Annotated in this window: 18 protein-coding genes; 2 read left to right on the top strand and 16 right to left on the bottom strand. The window is 63.0% G+C overall.

From position 1 onward, the window contains the following. Positions 1-105: 105 nt before the first annotated feature. Positions 106-1,431, top strand: coding sequence for an MFS transporter (locus ABIB00_RS02690; RefSeq protein ID WP_354103285.1), 1,326 nt, complete (start codon positions 106-108; stop codon positions 1,429-1,431). Positions 1,432-1,539: 108 nt separating this feature from the next. Here ABIB00_RS02690 and ABIB00_RS02685 read toward each other — a convergent pair whose 3' ends face one another. The 11 genes from ABIB00_RS02685 to soxX form a co-directional block, all read right to left on the bottom strand. Continuing rightward, the gene (locus ABIB00_RS02685) at positions 1,540-3,255 is read right to left on the bottom strand and encodes an N-acyl-D-amino-acid deacylase family protein (RefSeq protein ID WP_354103284.1); all 1,716 of its coding nucleotides are present in this window, start codon (positions 3,253-3,255) and stop codon (positions 1,540-1,542) included. Positions 3,256-3,303: 48 nt separating this feature from the next. After that, on the bottom strand, positions 3,304-4,509 hold the full coding sequence (locus ABIB00_RS02680) for an MFS transporter (RefSeq protein WP_354103283.1): 1,206 nt from the start codon (positions 4,507-4,509) through the stop codon (positions 3,304-3,306). A 145-nt stretch (positions 4,510-4,654) separates the two neighbouring features. Further along, positions 4,655-4,822: a hypothetical protein gene (locus tag ABIB00_RS02675; protein WP_247351809.1), complete on the bottom strand. Its 168-nt coding sequence runs from the start codon at positions 4,820-4,822 to the stop codon at positions 4,655-4,657. A 90-nt stretch (positions 4,823-4,912) separates the two neighbouring features. Further along, a complete protein-coding gene (locus ABIB00_RS02670) occupies positions 4,913-5,950 on the bottom strand; it encodes an MBL fold metallo-hydrolase (RefSeq protein WP_354103282.1) in 1,038 nt (345 codons plus the stop codon). Between the two features lie 255 nt (positions 5,951-6,205). Then, positions 6,206-6,664: a DsrE family protein gene (locus ABIB00_RS02665; protein WP_354103281.1), complete on the bottom strand. Its 459-nt coding sequence runs from the start codon at positions 6,662-6,664 to the stop codon at positions 6,206-6,208. Beyond that, positions 6,661-8,412 carry a thiosulfohydrolase SoxB gene (gene soxB / locus ABIB00_RS02660; RefSeq protein ID WP_354103280.1) on the bottom strand — a complete coding sequence of 584 codons (1,752 nt, stop codon included), beginning with the start codon at positions 8,410-8,412 and terminating at the stop codon, positions 6,661-6,663. Before soxB ends, ABIB00_RS02665 begins: the two co-directional genes overlap by 4 nt. A 55-nt stretch (positions 8,413-8,467) precedes the next feature. Then, entirely contained in the window at positions 8,468-8,773 is a 306-nt protein-coding gene (locus ABIB00_RS02655) for a hypothetical protein (RefSeq protein WP_247442178.1), read from the bottom strand. Next, on the bottom strand, positions 8,770-9,633 hold the full coding sequence (soxA, locus tag ABIB00_RS02650) for a sulfur oxidation c-type cytochrome SoxA (protein ID WP_354103279.1): 864 nt from the start codon (positions 9,631-9,633) through the stop codon (positions 8,770-8,772). Before soxA ends, ABIB00_RS02655 begins: the two co-directional genes overlap by 4 nt. After that, positions 9,633-9,944, bottom strand: coding sequence for a thiosulfate oxidation carrier complex protein SoxZ (soxZ, locus tag ABIB00_RS02645; protein ID WP_247442181.1), 312 nt, complete (start codon positions 9,942-9,944; stop codon positions 9,633-9,635). Before soxZ ends, soxA begins: the two co-directional genes overlap by 1 nt. A gap of 15 nt (positions 9,945-9,959) precedes the next feature. After that, a complete protein-coding gene (gene soxY / locus ABIB00_RS02640) occupies positions 9,960-10,445 on the bottom strand; it encodes a thiosulfate oxidation carrier protein SoxY (protein ID WP_354103278.1) in 486 nt (161 codons plus the stop codon). A gap of 25 nt (positions 10,446-10,470) precedes the next feature. Beyond that, entirely contained in the window at positions 10,471-10,830 is a 360-nt protein-coding gene (gene soxX / locus ABIB00_RS02635; protein WP_354103277.1) for a sulfur oxidation c-type cytochrome SoxX, read from the bottom strand. Positions 10,831-11,057: 227 nt separating this feature from the next. Between soxX and ABIB00_RS02630 the strand changes: the two genes are divergently transcribed. Next, entirely contained in the window at positions 11,058-11,741 is a 684-nt protein-coding gene (locus ABIB00_RS02630) for a DUF938 domain-containing protein (RefSeq protein ID WP_247442185.1), read from the top strand. Here the strand turns inward: ABIB00_RS02630 and ABIB00_RS02625 are convergent. From ABIB00_RS02625 to ABIB00_RS02605, 5 genes are all read right to left on the bottom strand, one after another. Continuing rightward, the gene (locus ABIB00_RS02625; RefSeq protein WP_354103276.1) at positions 11,731-12,345 is read right to left on the bottom strand and encodes a DsrE family protein; all 615 of its coding nucleotides are present in this window, start codon (positions 12,343-12,345) and stop codon (positions 11,731-11,733) included. The two genes, ABIB00_RS02630 and ABIB00_RS02625, sit on opposite strands and share 11 nt — an antisense overlap. A gap of 25 nt (positions 12,346-12,370) precedes the next feature. Beyond that, complete coding sequence (locus tag ABIB00_RS02620) at positions 12,371-13,000, bottom strand: hypothetical protein (RefSeq protein ID WP_354103275.1); 630 nt, start codon at positions 12,998-13,000, stop codon at positions 12,371-12,373. Next, a complete protein-coding gene (locus tag ABIB00_RS02615; protein ID WP_354103274.1) occupies positions 12,997-14,040 on the bottom strand; it encodes a TAXI family TRAP transporter solute-binding subunit in 1,044 nt (347 codons plus the stop codon). Before ABIB00_RS02615 ends, ABIB00_RS02620 begins: the two co-directional genes overlap by 4 nt. 49 nt (positions 14,041-14,089) lie before the next feature. Further along, complete coding sequence (locus ABIB00_RS02610; RefSeq protein WP_354103273.1) at positions 14,090-15,718, bottom strand: coiled-coil domain-containing protein; 1,629 nt, start codon at positions 15,716-15,718, stop codon at positions 14,090-14,092. Between the two features lie 451 nt (positions 15,719-16,169). After that, positions 16,170-18,239: a prolyl oligopeptidase family serine peptidase gene (locus ABIB00_RS02605; RefSeq protein WP_354103272.1), complete on the bottom strand. Its 2,070-nt coding sequence runs from the start codon at positions 18,237-18,239 to the stop codon at positions 16,170-16,172. Positions 18,240-18,283: the final 44 nt, after the last annotated feature.

The following is an 18,283-nucleotide window of genomic DNA, read 5'->3' as shown; positions in this document are numbered from 1 at the left end:
GCACACTTGCTCCGGAAATGCCGGGTTGCGTTGGTCTCGAAGCCGTTGTTAGCTCCCACGACGGTCAAATCAAAAAAGTGCCAAAAAGACGACGGGGGGAGAATCATGAGCGCTCAGGGAACGGCAGCGGTGGCGGGCAAGACGACGGGGACGCCAAAGGGAGCCTGGACGGTCACCTTTCTGCTGTTTCTGTTCATGCTGGTAAACTTCGCCGACAAGATCGTCGTCGGCCTCGCCGGCGTGCCGATCATGGCAGACCTGAATCTCCAGCCGGAGCAGTTTGGTCTGCTCGGCTCCTCGTTCTTCTTCCTGTTCTCGATTTCCGCCATCGTAGTCGGCTTCATCGTCAACAAGGTGCCGACACGCTGGGTGTTGCTCGCGCTGGCGGTGGTCTGGGCGCTGGCGCAGTTTCCGATGGTCGGCACCGTCTCGTTCACCACGTTCTTGATCTGCCGCATCGTGCTGGGCGCCGGCGAAGGCCCCGCCTTCTCGGTCGCCGCGCACGCGATCTACAAATGGTTCCCCGACGAGAAGCGGACGCTGCCGACCGCGATCCTGTCGCAAGGTTCGGCCTTCGGTGTAATCCTCGCGGTGCCGGCGCTGAACTGGATCATCGTCAACCATTCCTGGCACTATGCTTTCGGCGCGCTCGGCGTCGTCGGCCTGATGTGGGTTTGTGCCTGGCTCGCGTTCGGCCAGGAAGGCCCGCTGGAGGATACGCAGGCTCTGGCAGCGACCCAACCGAAAATCCCCTACTTGCGCCTTCTGACCTCACGCACCTTTCTCGGCTGCGTGATCGCGACCTTCGGCGCCTATTGGGCGCTGTCGCTCGGCCTCACCTGGTTCACGCCATTCATCGTCAAGGGTCTTGGGTTCACGCAGAGCCAGGCCGGCTTCGTCTCGATCCTGCCTTGGGTGTTCGGCGCCACAATCGTTATTCTCACGGGCTGGATCTCGCAGGTGATGAATGCGCGCGGCTATACCACGCGCATTTCGCGCGGCGTGCTCGGCTCGGTGCCGCTGATCATCGGCGGTCTGATCCTGGCGACGATGCCGCATGTGCAGGGCGCTGGCTTGCAGATCGCGCTACTCGTCGTCGGCTCGGGCCTGTGCGGCGCAATCTATGTCGTTTGCCCGCCGATGCTCGGCGAGTTCACGCCGACGTCGCAGCGCGGCGCGATCCTCGCGATCTACGGCGCGCTCTACACGCTCTCCGGCATCATCGCGCCGAACGTCATGGGCGCCGTGATCCAGCGCTCCGGCAGCATGCTCGACGGCTACATGACCGGCTTCACCATCAACGCGGCGGTCATGGTCGGCTCCGGTCTGCTCGGGCTGCTTCTGCTCTGGCCGAACACGGAAAGGGCCAGGCTGACCGGTAGTGAAGCCCCGCAAGCTGCGCCGCTGAAGAGCGCGGTGTCGGCGACGTAAGGAGCGCGCTGCTCGTTCCAACCAACACTGTCGTCCCGGCCTCGTGCGCAATTGCCCACTAGGCCGGGACGACACCGGAGATAGAGGCAGCGCCTCCGCGCCTTAGCGCTACTGCATCCCCTGCGCACCCCGAATCAACTTCCCCGGCCGTCTTCCCGTGGCCTCGCCCTGCCGTCGCGTCACCATGCCCGACACGATCGTCGCCTCATAACCATCGACATCCTGCAACAGCCGCCGTCCGCCGACCGGCAGATCGTAATGCACCTTCGGCGGATGCAAATGCAGCCGGTCATAGTCGATTACATTGACGTCGGCTTTATAGCCGGGAGCGATCAGCCCGCGATCGGTGAGGCCGACCGAGAGCGCGGTCTTGCGCGATTGCGCGGCGACCACGAACGGGATCGTCAGCTTCTCGCCGCGCTTGCGGTCACGTGTCCAGTGCGTCAGCAGATAGGTCGGAAAGCTCGCGTCGCAGATGATGCCGCAATGCGCACCGCCATCGGAGAGGCCGGGCACCGATTGCGGATCGATCAGCATCTCGCGCGTCGCGTCCAGATTGCCGTCGGCATAATTGAGGAACGGCACGTAAAGCATGCCGCGGCCGTCGTCCGACAGCATCGCCTCATAGGCGAGCTCCTCCGGCTGCCGGCCCTGCTTGCGCGCCTGCGGGCCCAGCGCGTTCTCCGGCGGCTGCTCGTAATCGGGGGGATCGCCGAGCAAGAACATCTTGTCGTAGTTGGGACGGAAGAACAGCGGATCGTCGGTCGCGGTCGCCGTCTCGCTCAAAATTGCCTCGCGCACCTCGCTTTGATGCAACCGCGCCAGCCGCTGCTTCAGCGGCAGATGCGCGATTGCCTTGTAGCTCGGATGGGTCTGGAACGGGTTTCGCGACAGCTCGAGCCCGAGCAGGAGGCCGACGGGCCGCGCGGCGATCTGCGCGGTGATCGAGAGGCCACGCTTCGCTGCCGCATTGATCTCGTCCAGCGTCTGGCGCCAGCGCTGCGGCGCCTTGTCGTTCTGCGTGATCGAGAACGAGATCGGGCACTTCGTGGTGTCAGCCACCCGCAGCATCATCGGCAAGTCTTCGTCGATGGTGGAGAGATCGAGCACGAATTGCAGAACGCTGCGGCCCTCACGATGCATCGCGCCCGCAATCGCTGTGAGCTCGTCCTCGCCGGCCTTCAGCGTCGGCGTGAAATCGCCGGTCGAGGTGCGGTGGTTGAGGGTGCGAGAGGTCGAGAAGCCCAGCGCGCCCGAGCGCACCGCCTCGCCCGCGAGCTTTGCCATCGCCGCGTTGTCTTCCGCCGTTGAAGGATCGCGGCGCGCCCCGCGCTGGCCCATGACATAGACCCGCAGCGCCGCATGCGGCAGCTGCGCGCCGACATCGATGTCGAAATCGCGCTTTGAGAGCCATTCCATGTAATCCGGAAAGCTCTCCCATGCCCAGGGGATGCCGGCGCTCAGGACAGGCTCGGGAATGTCCTCGACGCCTTCCATGAGCTGGATCAGGCGGGTGTGGTCGGCGGGCTTGCACGGCGCAAAGCCGACGCCGCAATTGCCCATGATCGCGGTGGTGACGCCGTTCTGCGAGGACGGCGTCATGTCCTGGCTCCAGGTGACCTGGCCGTCGTAATGGGTGTGAACGTCAACGAAGCCCGGCGTGACGAGCTTGCCGCGCGCGTCGATCTCGTCCCGTCCCTTTGAAGCGACCTTTCCGATCTCGCTGATTCTGCCGCCGGTGATGGCGACGTCAGCCTCGAACAGCTCGCCGCCGCTTCCATCCGCGACCGTGCCGCCGCGGATCACGAGATCAGGGTTGCTCATGGTGTTTCTTCCCGGTTGTTGTTGTTTCTTGTCGTCCTGGCGTTGTAGCTACGTCTTGGCTCGCTTCCGCTCCGTGAACGGCGACAGCACCACCGTCGCCAGCATGAAGATCACGGACGCCCCGAACACCCAATGCGGCGCGCTCTGGTCCATGATCCAGCCGAACAACAGCGGACTGACGATGCCGCCGAGATTGAAGCCGGTGGAGACGATGCCGAAGGCGCGGCCTGCCGCGCCGGGAGGTGCTGCATTGCGCACCAGCATATCGCGCGAGGGTGCGATCACGCCGGAGAGGAAGCCCGCCATCATCATCGCGGCCGTCAGGATCCAGCCGGGCAGCGTCACCAGCGCGATCAGCAGCACGATCAGCGCATTCGCAGCGAAGCAGGCGGCGGCGACATAGCCGTGGCGCTCGGTGTGGTCGGCAAGGAAGCCGCCCGCGAGCACGCCGACGGCGCTTGCACCGAGGAACGCGGTGAGCGCGACATTGGCTGCGGAATAGGTCGCGCCATAGCCACTCATCAGCGCCACCACGCCGAAATTGTTGATGCCGGCCACCGACAGGCTGAGCAGCATGAACAGCGCCGTCAACGTGATCAGCGCCGGCGTGATGACGGCCTGCTTCGGTGCGTTCTCGTTGCCCGGCTTTGACTTGTGCGCGCCGGCATCGGGAATGTTCATGGTCACCAGCAACAGCGCGACCAGAACACCGATCGCGCCCGATGCGATCAGCGCACCGCCACCGCCAGACACCGTGACGAGCGCAGCAACGATTGCGGGTGCGACCGCGCCACCAAAATAGCCGGCAAAAGTGTGGATCGAGAACGCACGGCCCATCCGCGCTTCGTCCATGTGCTCGGCGAGGATGGCGTAATCGGCGGGATGGTAGACGCTGTTGGCGAGCCCGAGCAGCACGGCGCAGGCGATCAGCGAGGTGTAGCTCAGGTGCAGGCCGAGCAGGATCAGCGCGGCCCCGCCGAGGGTGAGGCCGCCGAGCAGGATCTTTCGCGCGCCAAAATGGTCGACGAGATAGCCGGTCGGCGCCTGCGTCAGCCCCGATACCACGGCGGACACGGTAAGCGCGAAGCCGAGCTCGACATAGCCGACGCCGAGCTGGCTTTTCAGGAACGGGAACAGCATCGGCAGGACCAGCAGATGGAAATGGCTGACCCAATGCGCGATCGAAATTCCGGTCAGCGTGCGTAGCGCGCTGTCCGCCTTGCCTTGCTGCGGTGCGGCAAGAACGTCAACCATTGCAGTTCCGTTTCACGTCACTTGGAGACGCGCAAACTATCGGGGACAGCGGTTATTTGTCCATGAACGCAGGCGCATGGCAGGTAGCAGAGGTGACTGGCTGCGATCTCGATCATTCAGCGGTCGTAGGGCGAACATCACCCCCTCACAACGGCTCATCGTCATTCCCATGGCGATCACGCTTCGGTGTAGCAAAATCGCCGTCTTCGTAATCGTCGTCGATCTCGCGCGGGGGCGGAGGCTGCTTTGCCTTGTTCTCGGCCGTCTTGGTCTTCGTCTTTGGCGGCTCGCTCGGCTTGCCGATCTTGGCCATGGCTGCTCCCGGATGGTGATGCTGCATCCGTCCTAGCCCGACTATATGGGCGGTTCCTGATCTATCTCAAGAATGGCGGCGAGGCCGCCGTCAGTGCATCACCGGCCCGCCGGCCTTCTTCCAGGCATCGATCCCCCCGGCGATATGCGCGGTGTTGGTGAGCCCGGTCTCCTTGGCGGCGGCCACAGCCATCGCCGAGCGTTCGCCGAAGGCGCAGAAGAACACGACGCGGCGGCCGGTGGCGGCCGCGACCTCGCGCAGCATGCCGCCGGGCTTGAGGCTGTCTTCAATGGATGGATAGGGCGTATGCAGCGCGCCTTCGAGCATGCCGTGCTTCATCCGCTCATTGGTCTCGCGCAAATCGACCAGCAGGATGTCGGGCCGGCCGAGCGAGCGGATCGCCTCGACGGCGCTGAGCGCGCGGCCCTCTTTCTCGAGCTCCTCCTGATGCAGGCCGACATGCATGTTGGCGGGCACTGCGACGTCCATCATCTTCGGATTGGGCAGCTTCAGATTGGCCATCAGCTCGATATAGTCGTCGACCGAGCGCACCTGAAGCCGCGGATTGTAGCGCTTCTCCTCGCCGATGGTGGAGACGGTGTCGCCCTTGTAGTCATGCGCCGGGAACACCATCGTCTCGTCCGGCAGCTTCAGCAGCCGATTGAAGATCGACTCGTATTGTGCGCGCGAAGATCCGTTCTGGAAATCGGTGCGGCCGGTGCCGCGGATCAGGAGCGTGTCGCCGGTGAAGACGCGGTCGCCCATCAGATAGGAATAGGAATCGTCGGTGTGGCCGGGCGTGTACATCACGTCGAGCGACAGGCCCTCGATCGTCACCTTGTCGCCGTCGGCAACCCGCATCGCCACCACGTCGGCCTTGGTCTGGTCGCCCATCACGGTCATGCAATGGGTGCGGTCGCGCAGCTCGCCGAGGCCGGTGACGTGGTCGGCGTGCAGATGCGTGTCCACCGCCTTGACCAGCTTGAGGTCGAGCTCGCGCAGCAGCTGGCAGTAGCGGTCGACCTTCTCCAGCACGGGATCGAGGATCAGCGCCTCGCCGCCGGGGCGGCTCGCCAGAAGATAGCTGTAGGTACCCGAAACACTGTCGAAGAGCTGGCGGAAGATCATGGCAAGACCCGGCGTGAACTACCTCGAAATTCTACTACACTTCGGGCCAAAAGGAGAAGTAATTGACTGTCTAAGTAAGGTAATTTAGAAGATTTTTATTCCCGCGATAGGCGGGTGGGCGTCACCTCAGCCACCGCTGTCATTCCCCGCGAAGGCGCCGCGGCCTTTCCGTACCCCTCGCGGTGTCGGAGTCCTGGATCGCCCACCGCGGGCGATGACACCGAGTGTGCCGCGCGTTTTGCCCCGACAAAAGGCTCAGGGCCGCACCAATGTATACCCGTTCTCGCTGAGAAACAGGATCTGCCCGACCCCGACTTGCACCGGTGTCGCCGCGGGAATGAACTCCGGCCGCTTGCCCGTCTCCCGCTCGATCGTGTCGACGGTGTTGAGGCAGATGTCGAAGCGTACGCCTTGCGCGATCAGGCTCTCGACCTGCTTGCGGCGCTCGCCGCCTGACAACAGCAGATCGATGCCGGGACCGAACGCCACCACCTCGATCGCAATTTTGTCGGGGTCGTAGGCCTTCAGCAAATTGTTGGCGACGCTCAGCACCAGCGCCTGCTTTTTGGCATCGCCATCGGAGAGCTGCAACACGACCTTGTGCTCCGCGAACGGCTTGTCCTGGAGTGGCACCTGCTGTGCGTAAGCGAGCGGCGTGGCAGCGAAGGCGAGCAGCGCCAGCAGCATCGCGGATAAGATCTGCGATCGCATCATCCCTGTCCTGCAATACCTGGATTGCCCTCGACGCCTTTCAGCGTAACGCCGGAGCCGAGCCGCTCCTGTAACATCCGGCCCGAGCGCAGATATTTGGCGACGACCTCCCACACCGGCGCGCCTTGCTGGCCGTTGACGGAGGCCCAGCCCGCGACCTTGTAGCGGTGGTTTGCGGAAACCGCCTTGCCGCCATTGAGCTTCAGCTCGGAGATGCGGCTGCCGATCGCAGCCGTCGGCGTGCAGGTGTAGCTGAGCCCGCCGGCGCGCACCATGTCGCCGCCCTGCTGGTAATAGGGATCGGCATTGAAGAGATTGTCGCAGATGTCTTCCAGCACGTCCTTGATCTGCGTGCCGGTCATCTCCTGCACATAGGTCTCGGGATAACTGATCGCGGTTTCCGCAAGCAAATCCTCCATGGTCAGCGCCTGGCCGGACAGCGCGGTGACGCCCCAGCGGAAGCCCGGCGACAGCGCGACCTCGGCATCGAGCTCGCTGCGCAGCGCGGTGCAGATCAGCTCGTCGACCGGGCCGGCGAAATTGTCGCGGCGATACAGCAGGCGGTCGGGCGTTGCGATCTTCTCCGACCAGTCGGTGACGAAGGGCGCCCGCAACCGGCCGATCAGTTCGGCCATCCCGGGATCGGGTTTCAACAGCTCGGAATAGACCGGCAGCAAATGATATTTGATATCGCTGACCTTGCCCTTGTCGAGCGCGAGGTCGAGCACGGCCAAAAATTTTCCGTTGGAGCCGGCGTTGGTGACGAGCGTGGTGCCGCTCGCGTTCTTCACCGCGATCGGCTGCGGGATCGCATCATGGGTGTGGCCGCCGAGAATGACGTCGATGCCGGTGACGCGGCTCGCGAGCTTGAGATCGACGTCCATGCCGTTGTGCGACAGCAGGATGACTGCGTCGACCCTGTCGGTGCCGCGCAAGCCATCGACATGCTTCTGGAGCTCTTCCTCGCGGATGCCGAAGGTCCAGTCCGGCGCGAACCGTTTGGGATGCGCGATCGGCACGTATGGAAAGGCCTGGCCGACGATCGCGACGCGATGGCCGCCTAGCTCCTTGATCACCGAGGGCTTGAACACGCGCCCCGTCGCCTTGTCGAAGGCGGGCGCGTCGTTGAATGCGGCTTCCTCGGTGAGAAAAACGTTCTGCGCCAGGAACTCGCCCTTGAAGCGCCCGAGATTGTCGCGCAGCGCCTGCTCGCCATAGGTGAATTCCCAATGCCCGGTCATCGCCTCGATACCGAGCAGGTTTGCGACCTCGACCATGTCGCGGCCCTGCATGATGTTGGTGAGCCCCGTGCCTTGCCAGAGATCGCCGCCGTCAACGAGCACGGAGTGCTTTTCGCCGGCATCGCCGCGCAGGCGATCGATCAGCGTCTTCAGATGGGCGAAGCCGCCGAGCTTGCCGAAGCGGCCTGCGGACTTCTCGAACTCGAAGCAGCTGAAGGCATAGGCATCCGCGCTGTCGGGCCGGATGCCGAAATGGTCGAGGAAGGCGCGGCCGACCAGATGCGGCGGCCGTCCCGCCATCTCGCCGATGCCGATATTGACGCTGGGCTCGCGAAAATAGACCGGATTGAGCTGCGCATGCGTGTCGGTGAGGTGAAGGACGCGCGCATTGCCGAACCGTTCGAGGTCGTAAATGCTCGCGGCCTCGGCTCCGCGCGCAAGCCGCGGCAGGCTGAGCGATGCGGCGGCGAGGCCAGCATTCTTCAGGAAATCGCGGCGGCGGATCGCCATCCAGAAATTCTCCGCGCCCTCTAATGGTCGCAAGGCTGTTGCACGAGCGAACAGTCTAGCGGATTTCCATCGCCTTCCAGGCTTCTTTTTCGGAAATGGCCTGGAAGATCGACGCCTTCGCCAGCGCCTCGGCCTGCTTGGCTGCGGCGACGGCGCGGTCGAAATCGCCGCCATCGCCCGCTTTCTTCGCGGCGGCCAGCGCCGAGACGGTCACGGTCCATTGGTGGCGCAAGCTGGCGGCCTCCTTCGATGCGGCTTCGGCGGCGGAATAGGCCGTCTTGTAATCCGCCTCATTTGCCGCGCGCGCCGCCGGCGCGAGGCCCAAGGCGAGCAGCATGGCGAGAGGAAGTGACCGCTTCATGGCCGCGCTCCCGGACCTGATATCGGCAGGCCGTTGGCGACGTAGGACAGGAAATACTCGACGTCGCGATATTCATCCGCCTGCGGCTCCAGTGGAACCGCGCGGGTCTGGCTGTTGCAGGTGACGAAGCGGCGGGTGGTCGTGCCCATGCCGCTCCATTCGGAGCGGTAGATCGGCATCGCGTTCAAGATGCCCAGCGCCGGCGCCAGGATCTCGGCGCGGATGCGCTCGCCCGGGCTCTGCACATGGCAGCTCGCGCAGGAGAAATTCATCTGGCCGCGGCGGGTGTAGAAATACCGCTTGCCGTTCTCGAACGCCGCGAGCGCGCGGGGATCATCGGGAATCTTGATGTCCATCGGCTTGCCGCGCGAGGTGAAGGCCATGTACGCCGTGAGCGAGGCCATCTCGTCCTTGACGTAGGAATAGGGCGCCTCGCCATTGGCCTCGCGGCAGCGGTTGAGCGCCAGCTCCAGCGTGACGACCTTGCCTTCCTTCTCGTCGAAGTAAGGATAGTTCTGGCGGACGCCGATGCCGCCGTTCGGGAAGCAATCGGCATAGGTCTTGCCGTTCTTGAACGGGGTCGCGAACATTTCCTTGCCGGCGTCGAGCGCGAACTCGTAAGGCGGGAATTCCTCCTTCTCCTGCCACTGCCGCTTCATGTCCTCGTTCATGGAATAAGGACCGTTGACGAAATCCTCGTGCTTCACGGTCGGAAACTTCTGGAAGAAGAAGTTCTGGAACGTTTTCGCATCGGCAACGGGATCGACCTTGTCGGCCGCGACCACACGCGGAGAGGCGAGGGCGAACGCGACGAGCGCGGCACTCAACGAGCCAAGCAGGAGAGAGATGGGGGCCTTCATCACGCGATCTTCGCGGTGGTGGTGTCCGACCCACCCTTGTTGTCGGTCCAGGAGATCTTGAGATCGTCGCCCTTCTTGGCGCCCTTGAAGCTGAACTTGACGTAGGGGTCCTTGGAAATGGCGGTGCCCCAATCGGCGACGAAGACGTCCTTGCCGTTACATTCGAACTTCAGCTCCTGGATGTAATGCGCGGGGATCAACTCGCCCTTGGCATCCTTGACGAAGCCGGTATCCATGGGGTGCTGGATCAGCGCCTGAACCTCGGTGATGTCGCCGTTGGCGGTAGCGCGGACGCGAATGCTGGATGCCATGTCGAAATTCCTCGCTTAGCCGCCGCAGCCGCCGACGGTGACTTTGACTTCCTTGGTCGCGCTGTAGAGCTTGCCGTCGGCCTCCACGATTCCGACGACGTTGGTGGTCTTGGCCATCTTCAGGCGGTTGGCGACACCAGGGATCGTGCCTTCGGGAATCTTGTAGCTCGCGGCCAGCGCGCTCGGGTTCTCGGCCACGAAGAACGAGATCGAGGTGACCTTGTCGAGCGTCGTCGTCACCGAGATCGGCACGACGCCGCCGTTCTCGGCGATCTCGGGGGCGTCGAGCTTGACCTTGTCGGACGGCTCGGCGGTCCTGCCGTAGAGCGCCTTGATGGCGTCCGCTTCGCTCTTCTGCCTGAAGGCCTCTTCCGGATATTTGTCGTTGGCCGCGGCGCGCGCGGGAGCGAACGGCAGATTGCCGAGGCCGAGCAGCGCGACCGAGGCCGCGCCCTGGAGGATCAGGCGCCGCGTCGCGCGTGGGCCGGTGAGTGCGGTCATCTCAGGTCTCCTGGCGTGCCGGCGGTCACAGGGTTTGCAGGAAATCAACGATCGCGCTGATCTCCTGTTCGGTCAAAATCCGGTTCCGGCCGAACGGCGGCATCATGGTCTGCGGATTACGCTTGGTCTCGTCGAAGATGATCGCGGTCAGCTCGTTGCGATCGGGGTACTTGGCCTTGAGGTCCTTCAGTTCCGGCCCGATCGTTCCCGGCAGGTCGCCACCCTTGATGACGTGGCAGGTCAGGCAATTGCCCTTGCCGCGGTCGAAAGCGAGTTTCTGGCCCTCGATCACGGCGGATTGCGCCCGCACCGGGGTCGCGGCCGCCAAGAGCCCCAAGGCGGTCAGCGCAACGAGCAGGGCGGGTTTGCAGGGAAAGGCGGTCAAGGCGTCGTCCCGAAACATGATCTGGTGTACCAAAGATAGTGCTCAAAAGCACACCCGGCTCGTTCTGACAATCAAGACTATGCAGGCCGCAAAATGGAGTTAATATCTTCTGCATTGCAACTTAAGGAGCTAGTTCGTCCGTAAGGCCTGTTTGGGCCAGTCTTTTTTTCTCGGGCGCTTGGCTCTGATCGCGTTTTCGTCTGCTTCTTCTTTTCCGGGGACTTCAATTGGCTGAATATGTCGTCGAATTTGGCAGGGACGGCGGGCGGGTCGAGTCGGATGGCCGCCTCGATGCACCCGCGTTTCATCGCAATCACGAATCGCTCTGGGCGGTACTGGAAAAGCATCTTGCCGGCTGCACCGGCGACGTGGTCGAGCTCGGCAGCGGAACCGGGCAGCACGTGGTCCACTTCGCGCGCCACACGCCCGGCCTGATCTGGTGGCCCAGCGATCTCAACCAGCGCCACCTCAAGAGCATCGAGGCCTGGCGCGTTCATGCCGGCCTGCAAAACATCCGCTCGCCCTTGCGGATCGATCTCACGGATCCCGACTGGTGTCCGGAGATGACGGGCGGGCAGGGGCCGACAAATCTTGCCGCCGTGTTCTGCGCCAATGTCATCCACATAGCGCCATGGGAGGTCGCCGAGGGCCTGTTCGCCGGCGCCGGCCGCTATTTGCGGGCCGACGGCAAGCTGTTGCTCTACGGCCCCTTCAAGCGCGACGGCAAGCACACCGCGCTCAGCAATGCCGTGTTCGACACATCCTTGCGTGAAGGCAATCCCGACTGGGGCGTGCGCGACATCAGCGACGTCGAGAGCCTCGCACGCGGCGCAGGTCTTCGCCTCGTCGATACGATCGACATGCCGGCGAATAATCTGACGCTGGTGTTTTCGCGTGACCTCACGGTTTGATGTAGCTCCAGCCCTGCTCCTGCAGCTCCATAACGCGGACGACGCCGGATTTAACAACCGTCGCCTGAGCAATCAGGTTGATGTCCTTGTTCTCCGCCTTACGCATATTTTCCTGGGTGTTTCCGCAGGCCTTGAAAGAAATTTCGGGATGGCTCATCGCGAGCACCTCGATGCGCGGCTTTACCGGCGAAGTGTCATCGCGCAGCATGTGAAGGCCGGGGCCAAAGGTGACGACCTCGATCGACACAGCCTCACCGAGCTCGCGGTAGTATTGCGCGACATTGGTTGCATTGTTGAGTACCAAGTTCATCATCGCGGGTTCGTTGGAATTCACTTGCAGGATCAGCCGATGCGACTTATTGGCGATCTCGGGTTTTGTTGCTTGAGCCAGCCGCGTCTCACTCGCGGGGGCCCGGTCAATTGTTTGATTCTGCGCCGGCTTTCTCGCCTGCCTGTGTCCGCTCGGGTGTTTCTGATTGCTCGCTACGCTCTCACTCGCCTGCGGGATCATATGGTTGTCCGACTCGGCCTGGACGTTTGGCCCGACCAGCAACATCATCGCCAAGCCGCTGATGACTGCGATTGCCGACTTCAGACTGATCATCTTGTTTCTCCCCGCTCCATGACCATCACCCTCCTGGTCTGGCGACGCTATGTGGCCATTTGCACGCAGCCGCCATTTTTTCACGCACGTTCTTGAATCCGCCGAGCCGGAACTGTCCCTCTTGCACTGCGCCGGTGCGGCTGGAAAGACGCACAATGATGCTACCGTCATCGGGCAATGACTTCAGCAATTGCACGGCATCGCCTCCCAAAGCGATTCCAGACCCGAACGACGGCGAGGCGGCCGCAAGTTGAATTGGCGGATCCGCATTGAGTCGATAAGAGACAGCATATTCGTTGGCGCCGCGTGAGAGCGCCGGTCCCGCGATCATGACTTCCGTGCGACCTTTGCGGCAGTGGATAGCGAGTTGCATCGCGGCGCCGTTCGGGCCGCTGACAGAAGAGATGGTGGCGGTGACGATCGGTGAATAGTCGACCGGCGATGTGGTCTCGCTGACCAGCCAGCTATCATCCGCCCCGCGTCGGCCAAGCGGTGGGCCCTTAGGTGATAAATCTTGCACACACTCCAGCTGCGCTGATCGCTTCGTCGCCGAACATGCCCCAAGTGTTTCCATGGAATCGCTCGTGCTTTGCGCGTACGCGATTCCGCAGGCAATGTTGAAGGCGACGGCGAGTGGAGGAGCAGCAGCCTTCATGGCGGCGCCTGTGCGCTGCGCGCTTTGCGGTCTAGCCATTCCTGCGCGGCTTGGAAGCGGGTGAGACCGGGGACGGTTGCCGCGAGATTGATCGACCGCCATTTCGGGTCAAAGCCCGGCGCCTGCAGGCGATCGACGCGCGAGAACAGGTACTCGACAAGGCGGGCCACGCGTTGATAGCGGTTCGAGCGCGGCGGCCAGTTGAACGCAACAAGTGCTGTCGGCACCGCGATGGTCGAGACCCGCTCACCCTGCTTGATCAGATTGGGGTACTCATTTGCGTCCAAGGTCGCGGGCAGATAATAGTCCTCGAACTTCCTGTCGTAATGGACAGGGAGAAACTTGAAGCCCGCCTCCCAGCGGCCGCGCACGAAGGCGTCGACGGGCTTCGATGTGATGAACACGACGGCCGACATCTCTCCTTTGCGCATCTGCTCCAGGGCAACTTGATGCGGAATGAACGCCTTGTCGATCTCGATGCCGAGACGGCTAAAGATCAGCGGTCCTGAATAGGCGGCTGCAGTGCCCTGGGTATTGAAGTTCACTTTCTTGCCGGCAAGATCCTGCAGGCTTGTGATCTCCGGTCGCACGAAAATGTGCAGCTCAGACGGGAAAAGATTGAGCAGATAAGTGATGCGACTTTGGATCTGCGGTACCTGAAGCTTGTATTCATCGAGCGCGTCGGAATTGATGATGGCGGTATCGACACCACGCAAATAGAGCAGCGCATTAAGATTGTCGGTGGCGCCTCGGGTGACGATCGGGAGCAGATGCAGGTCTGCACCGTCGTCAACGACCCGGGCCATTTCTGCGGCGAGACGGATCGGCGCGCCCTCGAGCAGGCCGCCGGCAAGGCCAACCGTCCAGGCGTTCATTCGGTCTTTTTCGTTCACTTGCGGGAGTGTCCGTCGGACGAATTGTGCATCGCCCGTGGAGTTTTTCCCAGTTTGTGCTTTCAGGCAGGCCGGCTGAAGCAGAATGGCCATTGACACCAGCGCGGTGACCAGCAGCAGCGAGAGTGATCTTGGCACCTTGTTCATGTCGTTCCTTTCTCGATCACCATCGCAGCCTTTCGTTCTGCAACAAGACTCAGGGATGCAACGCATCCAGCCGCTCCTTGGCCTCGCGAATGCCGCCTCTCTGTGCCCTAGCGTAGAGTTCTCGCGCCTTGATCGCTTCGCTGCGCGTTCCATAGGTACCCCAGGCCGACAAAACCGCAGGATCATATGTCTCCGCGAGCATGAAACTTGCTCGTGCAATGTCCTTCTCAACCGCGAGCTCAAGCACAATTCGCGCTGCACCAATATTTCCCTGATCGAGCAATTCCCTGGCGCGCGGGATCAATCTGGCCTCCACCTCGTTTTGCTCTGAAACTATCAGCGGCTCCGCTGAGGTCACTTTCACGTTCTGCGTCGTCGGCAAGATTGAGCCTACAGGTGGTTGCTCCGGGCCGCGCTCATCGGGGCGCCCCGCCGATGCGAGGTCCCTCTCCCTGGTGTCAGCCCTGCTCCGCTCCTGTTGCAGCGACTGCCGCAAATCGGCGATCTCTCGGCCCGCTGCCTGTTCCTGCTGCGAGGCCGCATCGGCCGCCTCACGCAAATGCACGTTTCGGCTTTCGATTTCACGGCGCATTTCGGTAAGCTTACTCGCCAGCGCAGCGGCGTGCGCTCTGGCTTCTTCGAGTGCGCGGCGTTGTTGTTCGGCGTCGGCCGTTACCGCTCGCGCCGCTTTGGCCTCTGCGATCAGGACGGCGCTCCTTTCCCGTTCCTGCTGCAGGGACTGCCGTAATTCCGCGATCTCCTGTCCCTTTAGATCGCTTTGCTCAGCTGCCGCACCATCCGGCGTGAGCGGTCCGCGAGGTATTCCGGCAAGTTCACTCGCGAGTGCCGCGGCGCGTGACTGTGCCTCGTGGCGTTGTTGCACAGCGGTCGCGGTCGCTGCTTGCGCGGCGTTCACCTGCTTGTCGAGCACGGCGCTCCTGTCCCGCTCCTTCTCCAGTGACCGTCGCAGTTCTGCGATGTCCTGAGCCGCCGCATCTCTCTGCTGCGCAGCGACAGCCTCCGCGTCGCGCGATTGTTGTTTACGCGTCTCGATCTCGCTGCGGGTTCCGGCGAGTTCGTCCACGAGCGCGGCGCTGTGAGCTTGCTCCTGTTGAAGCGATTGCCGCAGCTGCTCCGTGGCCATTTCAGCCGCCTGCGTGCGCTGGGCCGCCTCGTCAAGCTCCTTGCGCGCCCCGGCCAGTTCGCTGGCGAGTGGATCACTGCGGGGAGAATCGTCGACGAGCTGCTGCCCGCCCGTGCTTGCCGGCACCGCCAACACCGGGGCTCCAATCGTTTCTGGCTGAGATGCTGCTTGCGAATTGGTCGCGATTTCCGCCTGCCGACCGAGGCTGACGACACTTTCGCTGTCGATGCGCGTCGCGTCCTGAACCGTTCGCGCGTTGAATGGCTCGAACACACCGAGCAGGGTTGCTCCCACGAAGATTGCGACGATCAAGATCACAGCCGCCGCGAGCGAACTGCCTGACGGCTCATCCTCTGGATCGACATCCTCGGTTGCGGGATACCAATGGGTCGGCGCGATGTCGATCGGAGAGCCGTCCGTCCAAACCCATTTGCCCTCCTCGCACGACCAGTGGGCGGCCTCAACAGCCCCGGCCGCATCTTCCACCCAGATGTCTTCTCCGTTCCTCGGCGCAATATCAATTGGGCGGCGCATGCATCACGCCTCTTTCAATAACAACTACAATGGCGTGATTAATCGGCCTGGTCGCATGGTTTTGGTACTCATCGAATTAATTAATGTCATAGAATAAATAAGATAGCTGAATTAAATATATAACACATAATTTTAATGCAAATCAAATTAAATTCTCCGCCGCTCCGGCTCGCCGCGCGGGGTAGAGCTATCGCATATGGGCGAGGACGGAGAGGAGGAAGTCGTTATTCCACCTCGCCTGCAGCAGCGGTGCAATATGCGATTCCCCTATGCCTGCGGGGGAGGGCTGGGGAAAGGGTGTTTCCGCAACGGGGTACCTCCTAGAGGATAAAACCCTCACCAGGCGCGCGGGACGATGCTTCGCATCGCCCGGGACGCGCCGACCTCTCCCGCAACCGGGAGAGATGCACCACTTGCTGGGCGGCGTGCGCTGAACTCGGGCAAGAGGCGATCACGCCTCGCCGTCCTCCCACCCGATCTTGTTCTTCAAGAACCGGAAGCCGAGCACCTCGAAGCCGGCGCGCTCCTTGTTGTCCTTGCCGTAACCGTGGCCGCCTGCTTCCGGTTCGTAGAACCAGGCTTCATAACCCATCGCCTGGAGCTTTGCCGCCATCTTGCGCGCATGCCCGGGATGGACGCGGTCGTCGCGCCGCGTGGTGGCGATCAGGATCGGCGGATAAGGCTGGTCGGCTTTGACGTTGTGATAGGCGGAATACGTCTTCAGCCAGTCCCACTCCTCCGGCTTGTCAGGATCGCCATATTCCGCGATCCAGCTCGCGCCGGCGAGCAGCTTTGTGTAGCGGCGCATGTCGATCAGCGGGATCGTGCAGAACAGCGCGCCGAAACGTTCGGGGTATCGCACCAGCATGTTGGTGATGAGGATGCCGCCGTTCGATCCGCCCTGCGCGGCGATGCGCTTCGCCTTGGTCACGCCACGGCGGACGAGATCGGCGGCGACCGCGGCGAAATCGTCGTGCGACAGTTTCTTGCCGGCGAGCCGGCCGGCATCGTGCCAGCGTGTGCCGAATTCGCCGCCGCCGCGCAAATTCGCCTGCACCGTCGTGCCGCCGCGCTCCAGCCACAGCTTGCCGAGCGATGCGTTGTAATACGGCTTCACCGAATGGGCGAAGCCGCCATAGGCGCTCATATAGACCGGCGCATCGCCGCTCTCGCCAGCGGGGCCGGTCAGGACATAGGGAATGCGCTCGCCGTCGATCGAGATCGCCTCGTGCTGGGTCACCACGAGGCCGTCGGCAGTGAAAATCTTCGGCGCCTGCTTCAACACAATCGGGCTCGCGGCGCCGCGCTCCATCAGCAGCAGCGACGGCGGCGTCAGCGGATCCTGCACATTGGCGAGCAGGTCGCCATTGCTCTCGGAGGGATGGCGGTCCAGTGGCCAGATGTCGACGACGCCGATCTGCGGCAGGCCGCCGAGTGACTCGCGGCTCCAGCTCGTGGCGGACGGCGTGCATATCTCGAATTGCGGCTGGAGTTCGTCGAGGATCGACAGCACCAGTCTGCCCCCGGCCCAGAACAGACCTTGCAGGGCGCGGCGTGGCTCCGGCTCGAACAGGACCGCGAAATCGCGGCTGCCGGCGAGGAATGCCGAGAGCGACATGCCGAGCACGGTGTCGGCGGCATAGGTTCTCCCTTCGATCGACCAGGCTTCGCGCAGCTTCATCGCGAACCAGTCGCCATGTGCCTGCATCCAGATGCCGGTCGGCAGGTCGAGCTTCGTCGTCGTGCCGTCTGCATCGCGCAGCCAGATCGCATGATTGAAGAAGTCGATCTGGTCGACGAACCAGCTGCGTGGGACCGCGGCGGTGTCGTCGGCCATGCCGGACATGGCCATATGATCGGCCGTGGTCTCGATCATCATTTGCGCCTGATCGACAGGCTGGCCGCGCCGCCACAGGCGAACCGTCCGTGAATATCCCGAACTCGTCGCCATGCCTTCGCCATGGGCGCTCGACAGCAGCAGCGTGTCGGCATCGAGCCAATCGGCGCCGCCCTTGGCTTCCGGCAGCGCAAATCCGTCCTCAACGAAACTCTTGGTGTCGATGTCGAATTCGCGCAAGGTGACGGCGTCGCTGCCACCGCGCGACAGGCTCAAAATCGCCCGCGAGTTTCCCGGCTGTGTGGTGATGCCGCTCAGCAGCCAGTCCTCGCCTTCACGCGCGGCGAGCTGGTCGACATCCAGCATGATCTCCCACGCTGGATGCGGTTTGCGAAACTCCGCAAGCGAAGTTTTCCGCCACAGGCCGCGCGGGTTTGTCGCGTCCTTCCAGAGATTGTGCAGGTCGTCGCCGCGCCGGCTGACATAGGGGATGTTGTCGGGACGATCGTAGATCGCCGCGAGGATGTCGCGATCGCGCCCAAAAGCCTTTCCGCCAAACGCGTCGAGCGTCAGGCTGTTCTGCCGCGCGACGAAATCGAGCGCCAGCTTGCCCTCGATCTCCTCCAGCCACAGCCACGGATCGTCGTCGGGAGCACTGAGCGTAGGCCTGTCGTCGACGGACATGAACGAAACTCCTGAGATCGCGGCGGATAGGATTTGATCGAGCG

Source organism: Bradyrhizobium sp. LB14.3 (assembly GCF_040547985.1).
GTDB lineage: Bacteria > Pseudomonadota > Alphaproteobacteria > Rhizobiales > Xanthobacteraceae > Bradyrhizobium.
This window is presented reverse-complemented; position numbering and strand designations above follow the sequence as displayed.

Excerpts from the sequence above, each read along its gene's own strand:
- ABIB00_RS02690 (WP_354103285.1), top strand. The coding sequence starts at position 106 with ATGAGCGCTCAGGGAACGGCAGCGGTGGCGGGCAAGACGACGGGGACG.
- ABIB00_RS02685 (WP_354103284.1), bottom strand. The coding sequence starts at position 3,255 with ATGAGCAACCCTGATCTCGTGATCCGCGGCGGCACGGTCGCGGATGGA.
- ABIB00_RS02680 (WP_354103283.1), bottom strand. The coding sequence starts at position 4,509 with ATGGTTGACGTTCTTGCCGCACCGCAGCAAGGCAAGGCGGACAGCGCG.
- ABIB00_RS02675 (WP_247351809.1), bottom strand. The coding sequence starts at position 4,822 with ATGGCCAAGATCGGCAAGCCGAGCGAGCCGCCAAAGACGAAGACCAAG.
- ABIB00_RS02670 (WP_354103282.1), bottom strand. The coding sequence starts at position 5,950 with ATGATCTTCCGCCAGCTCTTCGACAGTGTTTCGGGTACCTACAGCTAT.
- ABIB00_RS02665 (WP_354103281.1), bottom strand. The coding sequence starts at position 6,664 with ATGATGCGATCGCAGATCTTATCCGCGATGCTGCTGGCGCTGCTCGCC.
- soxB (WP_354103280.1), bottom strand. The coding sequence starts at position 8,412 with ATGGCGATCCGCCGCCGCGATTTCCTGAAGAATGCTGGCCTCGCCGCC.
- ABIB00_RS02655 (WP_247442178.1), bottom strand. The coding sequence starts at position 8,773 with ATGAAGCGGTCACTTCCTCTCGCCATGCTGCTCGCCTTGGGCCTCGCG.
- soxA (WP_354103279.1), bottom strand. The coding sequence starts at position 9,633 with ATGAAGGCCCCCATCTCTCTCCTGCTTGGCTCGTTGAGTGCCGCGCTC.
- soxZ (WP_247442181.1), bottom strand. The coding sequence starts at position 9,944 with ATGGCATCCAGCATTCGCGTCCGCGCTACCGCCAACGGCGACATCACC.
- soxY (WP_354103278.1), bottom strand. The coding sequence starts at position 10,445 with ATGACCGCACTCACCGGCCCACGCGCGACGCGGCGCCTGATCCTCCAG.
- ABIB00_RS02625 (WP_354103276.1), bottom strand. The coding sequence starts at position 12,345 with ATGATCAGTCTGAAGTCGGCAATCGCAGTCATCAGCGGCTTGGCGATG.
- ABIB00_RS02620 (WP_354103275.1), bottom strand. The coding sequence starts at position 13,000 with ATGAAGGCTGCTGCTCCTCCACTCGCCGTCGCCTTCAACATTGCCTGC.
- ABIB00_RS02615 (WP_354103274.1), bottom strand. The coding sequence starts at position 14,040 with ATGAACAAGGTGCCAAGATCACTCTCGCTGCTGCTGGTCACCGCGCTG.
- ABIB00_RS02610 (WP_354103273.1), bottom strand. The coding sequence starts at position 15,718 with ATGCGCCGCCCAATTGATATTGCGCCGAGGAACGGAGAAGACATCTGG.
- ABIB00_RS02605 (WP_354103272.1), bottom strand. The coding sequence starts at position 18,239 with ATGTCCGTCGACGACAGGCCTACGCTCAGTGCTCCCGACGACGATCCG.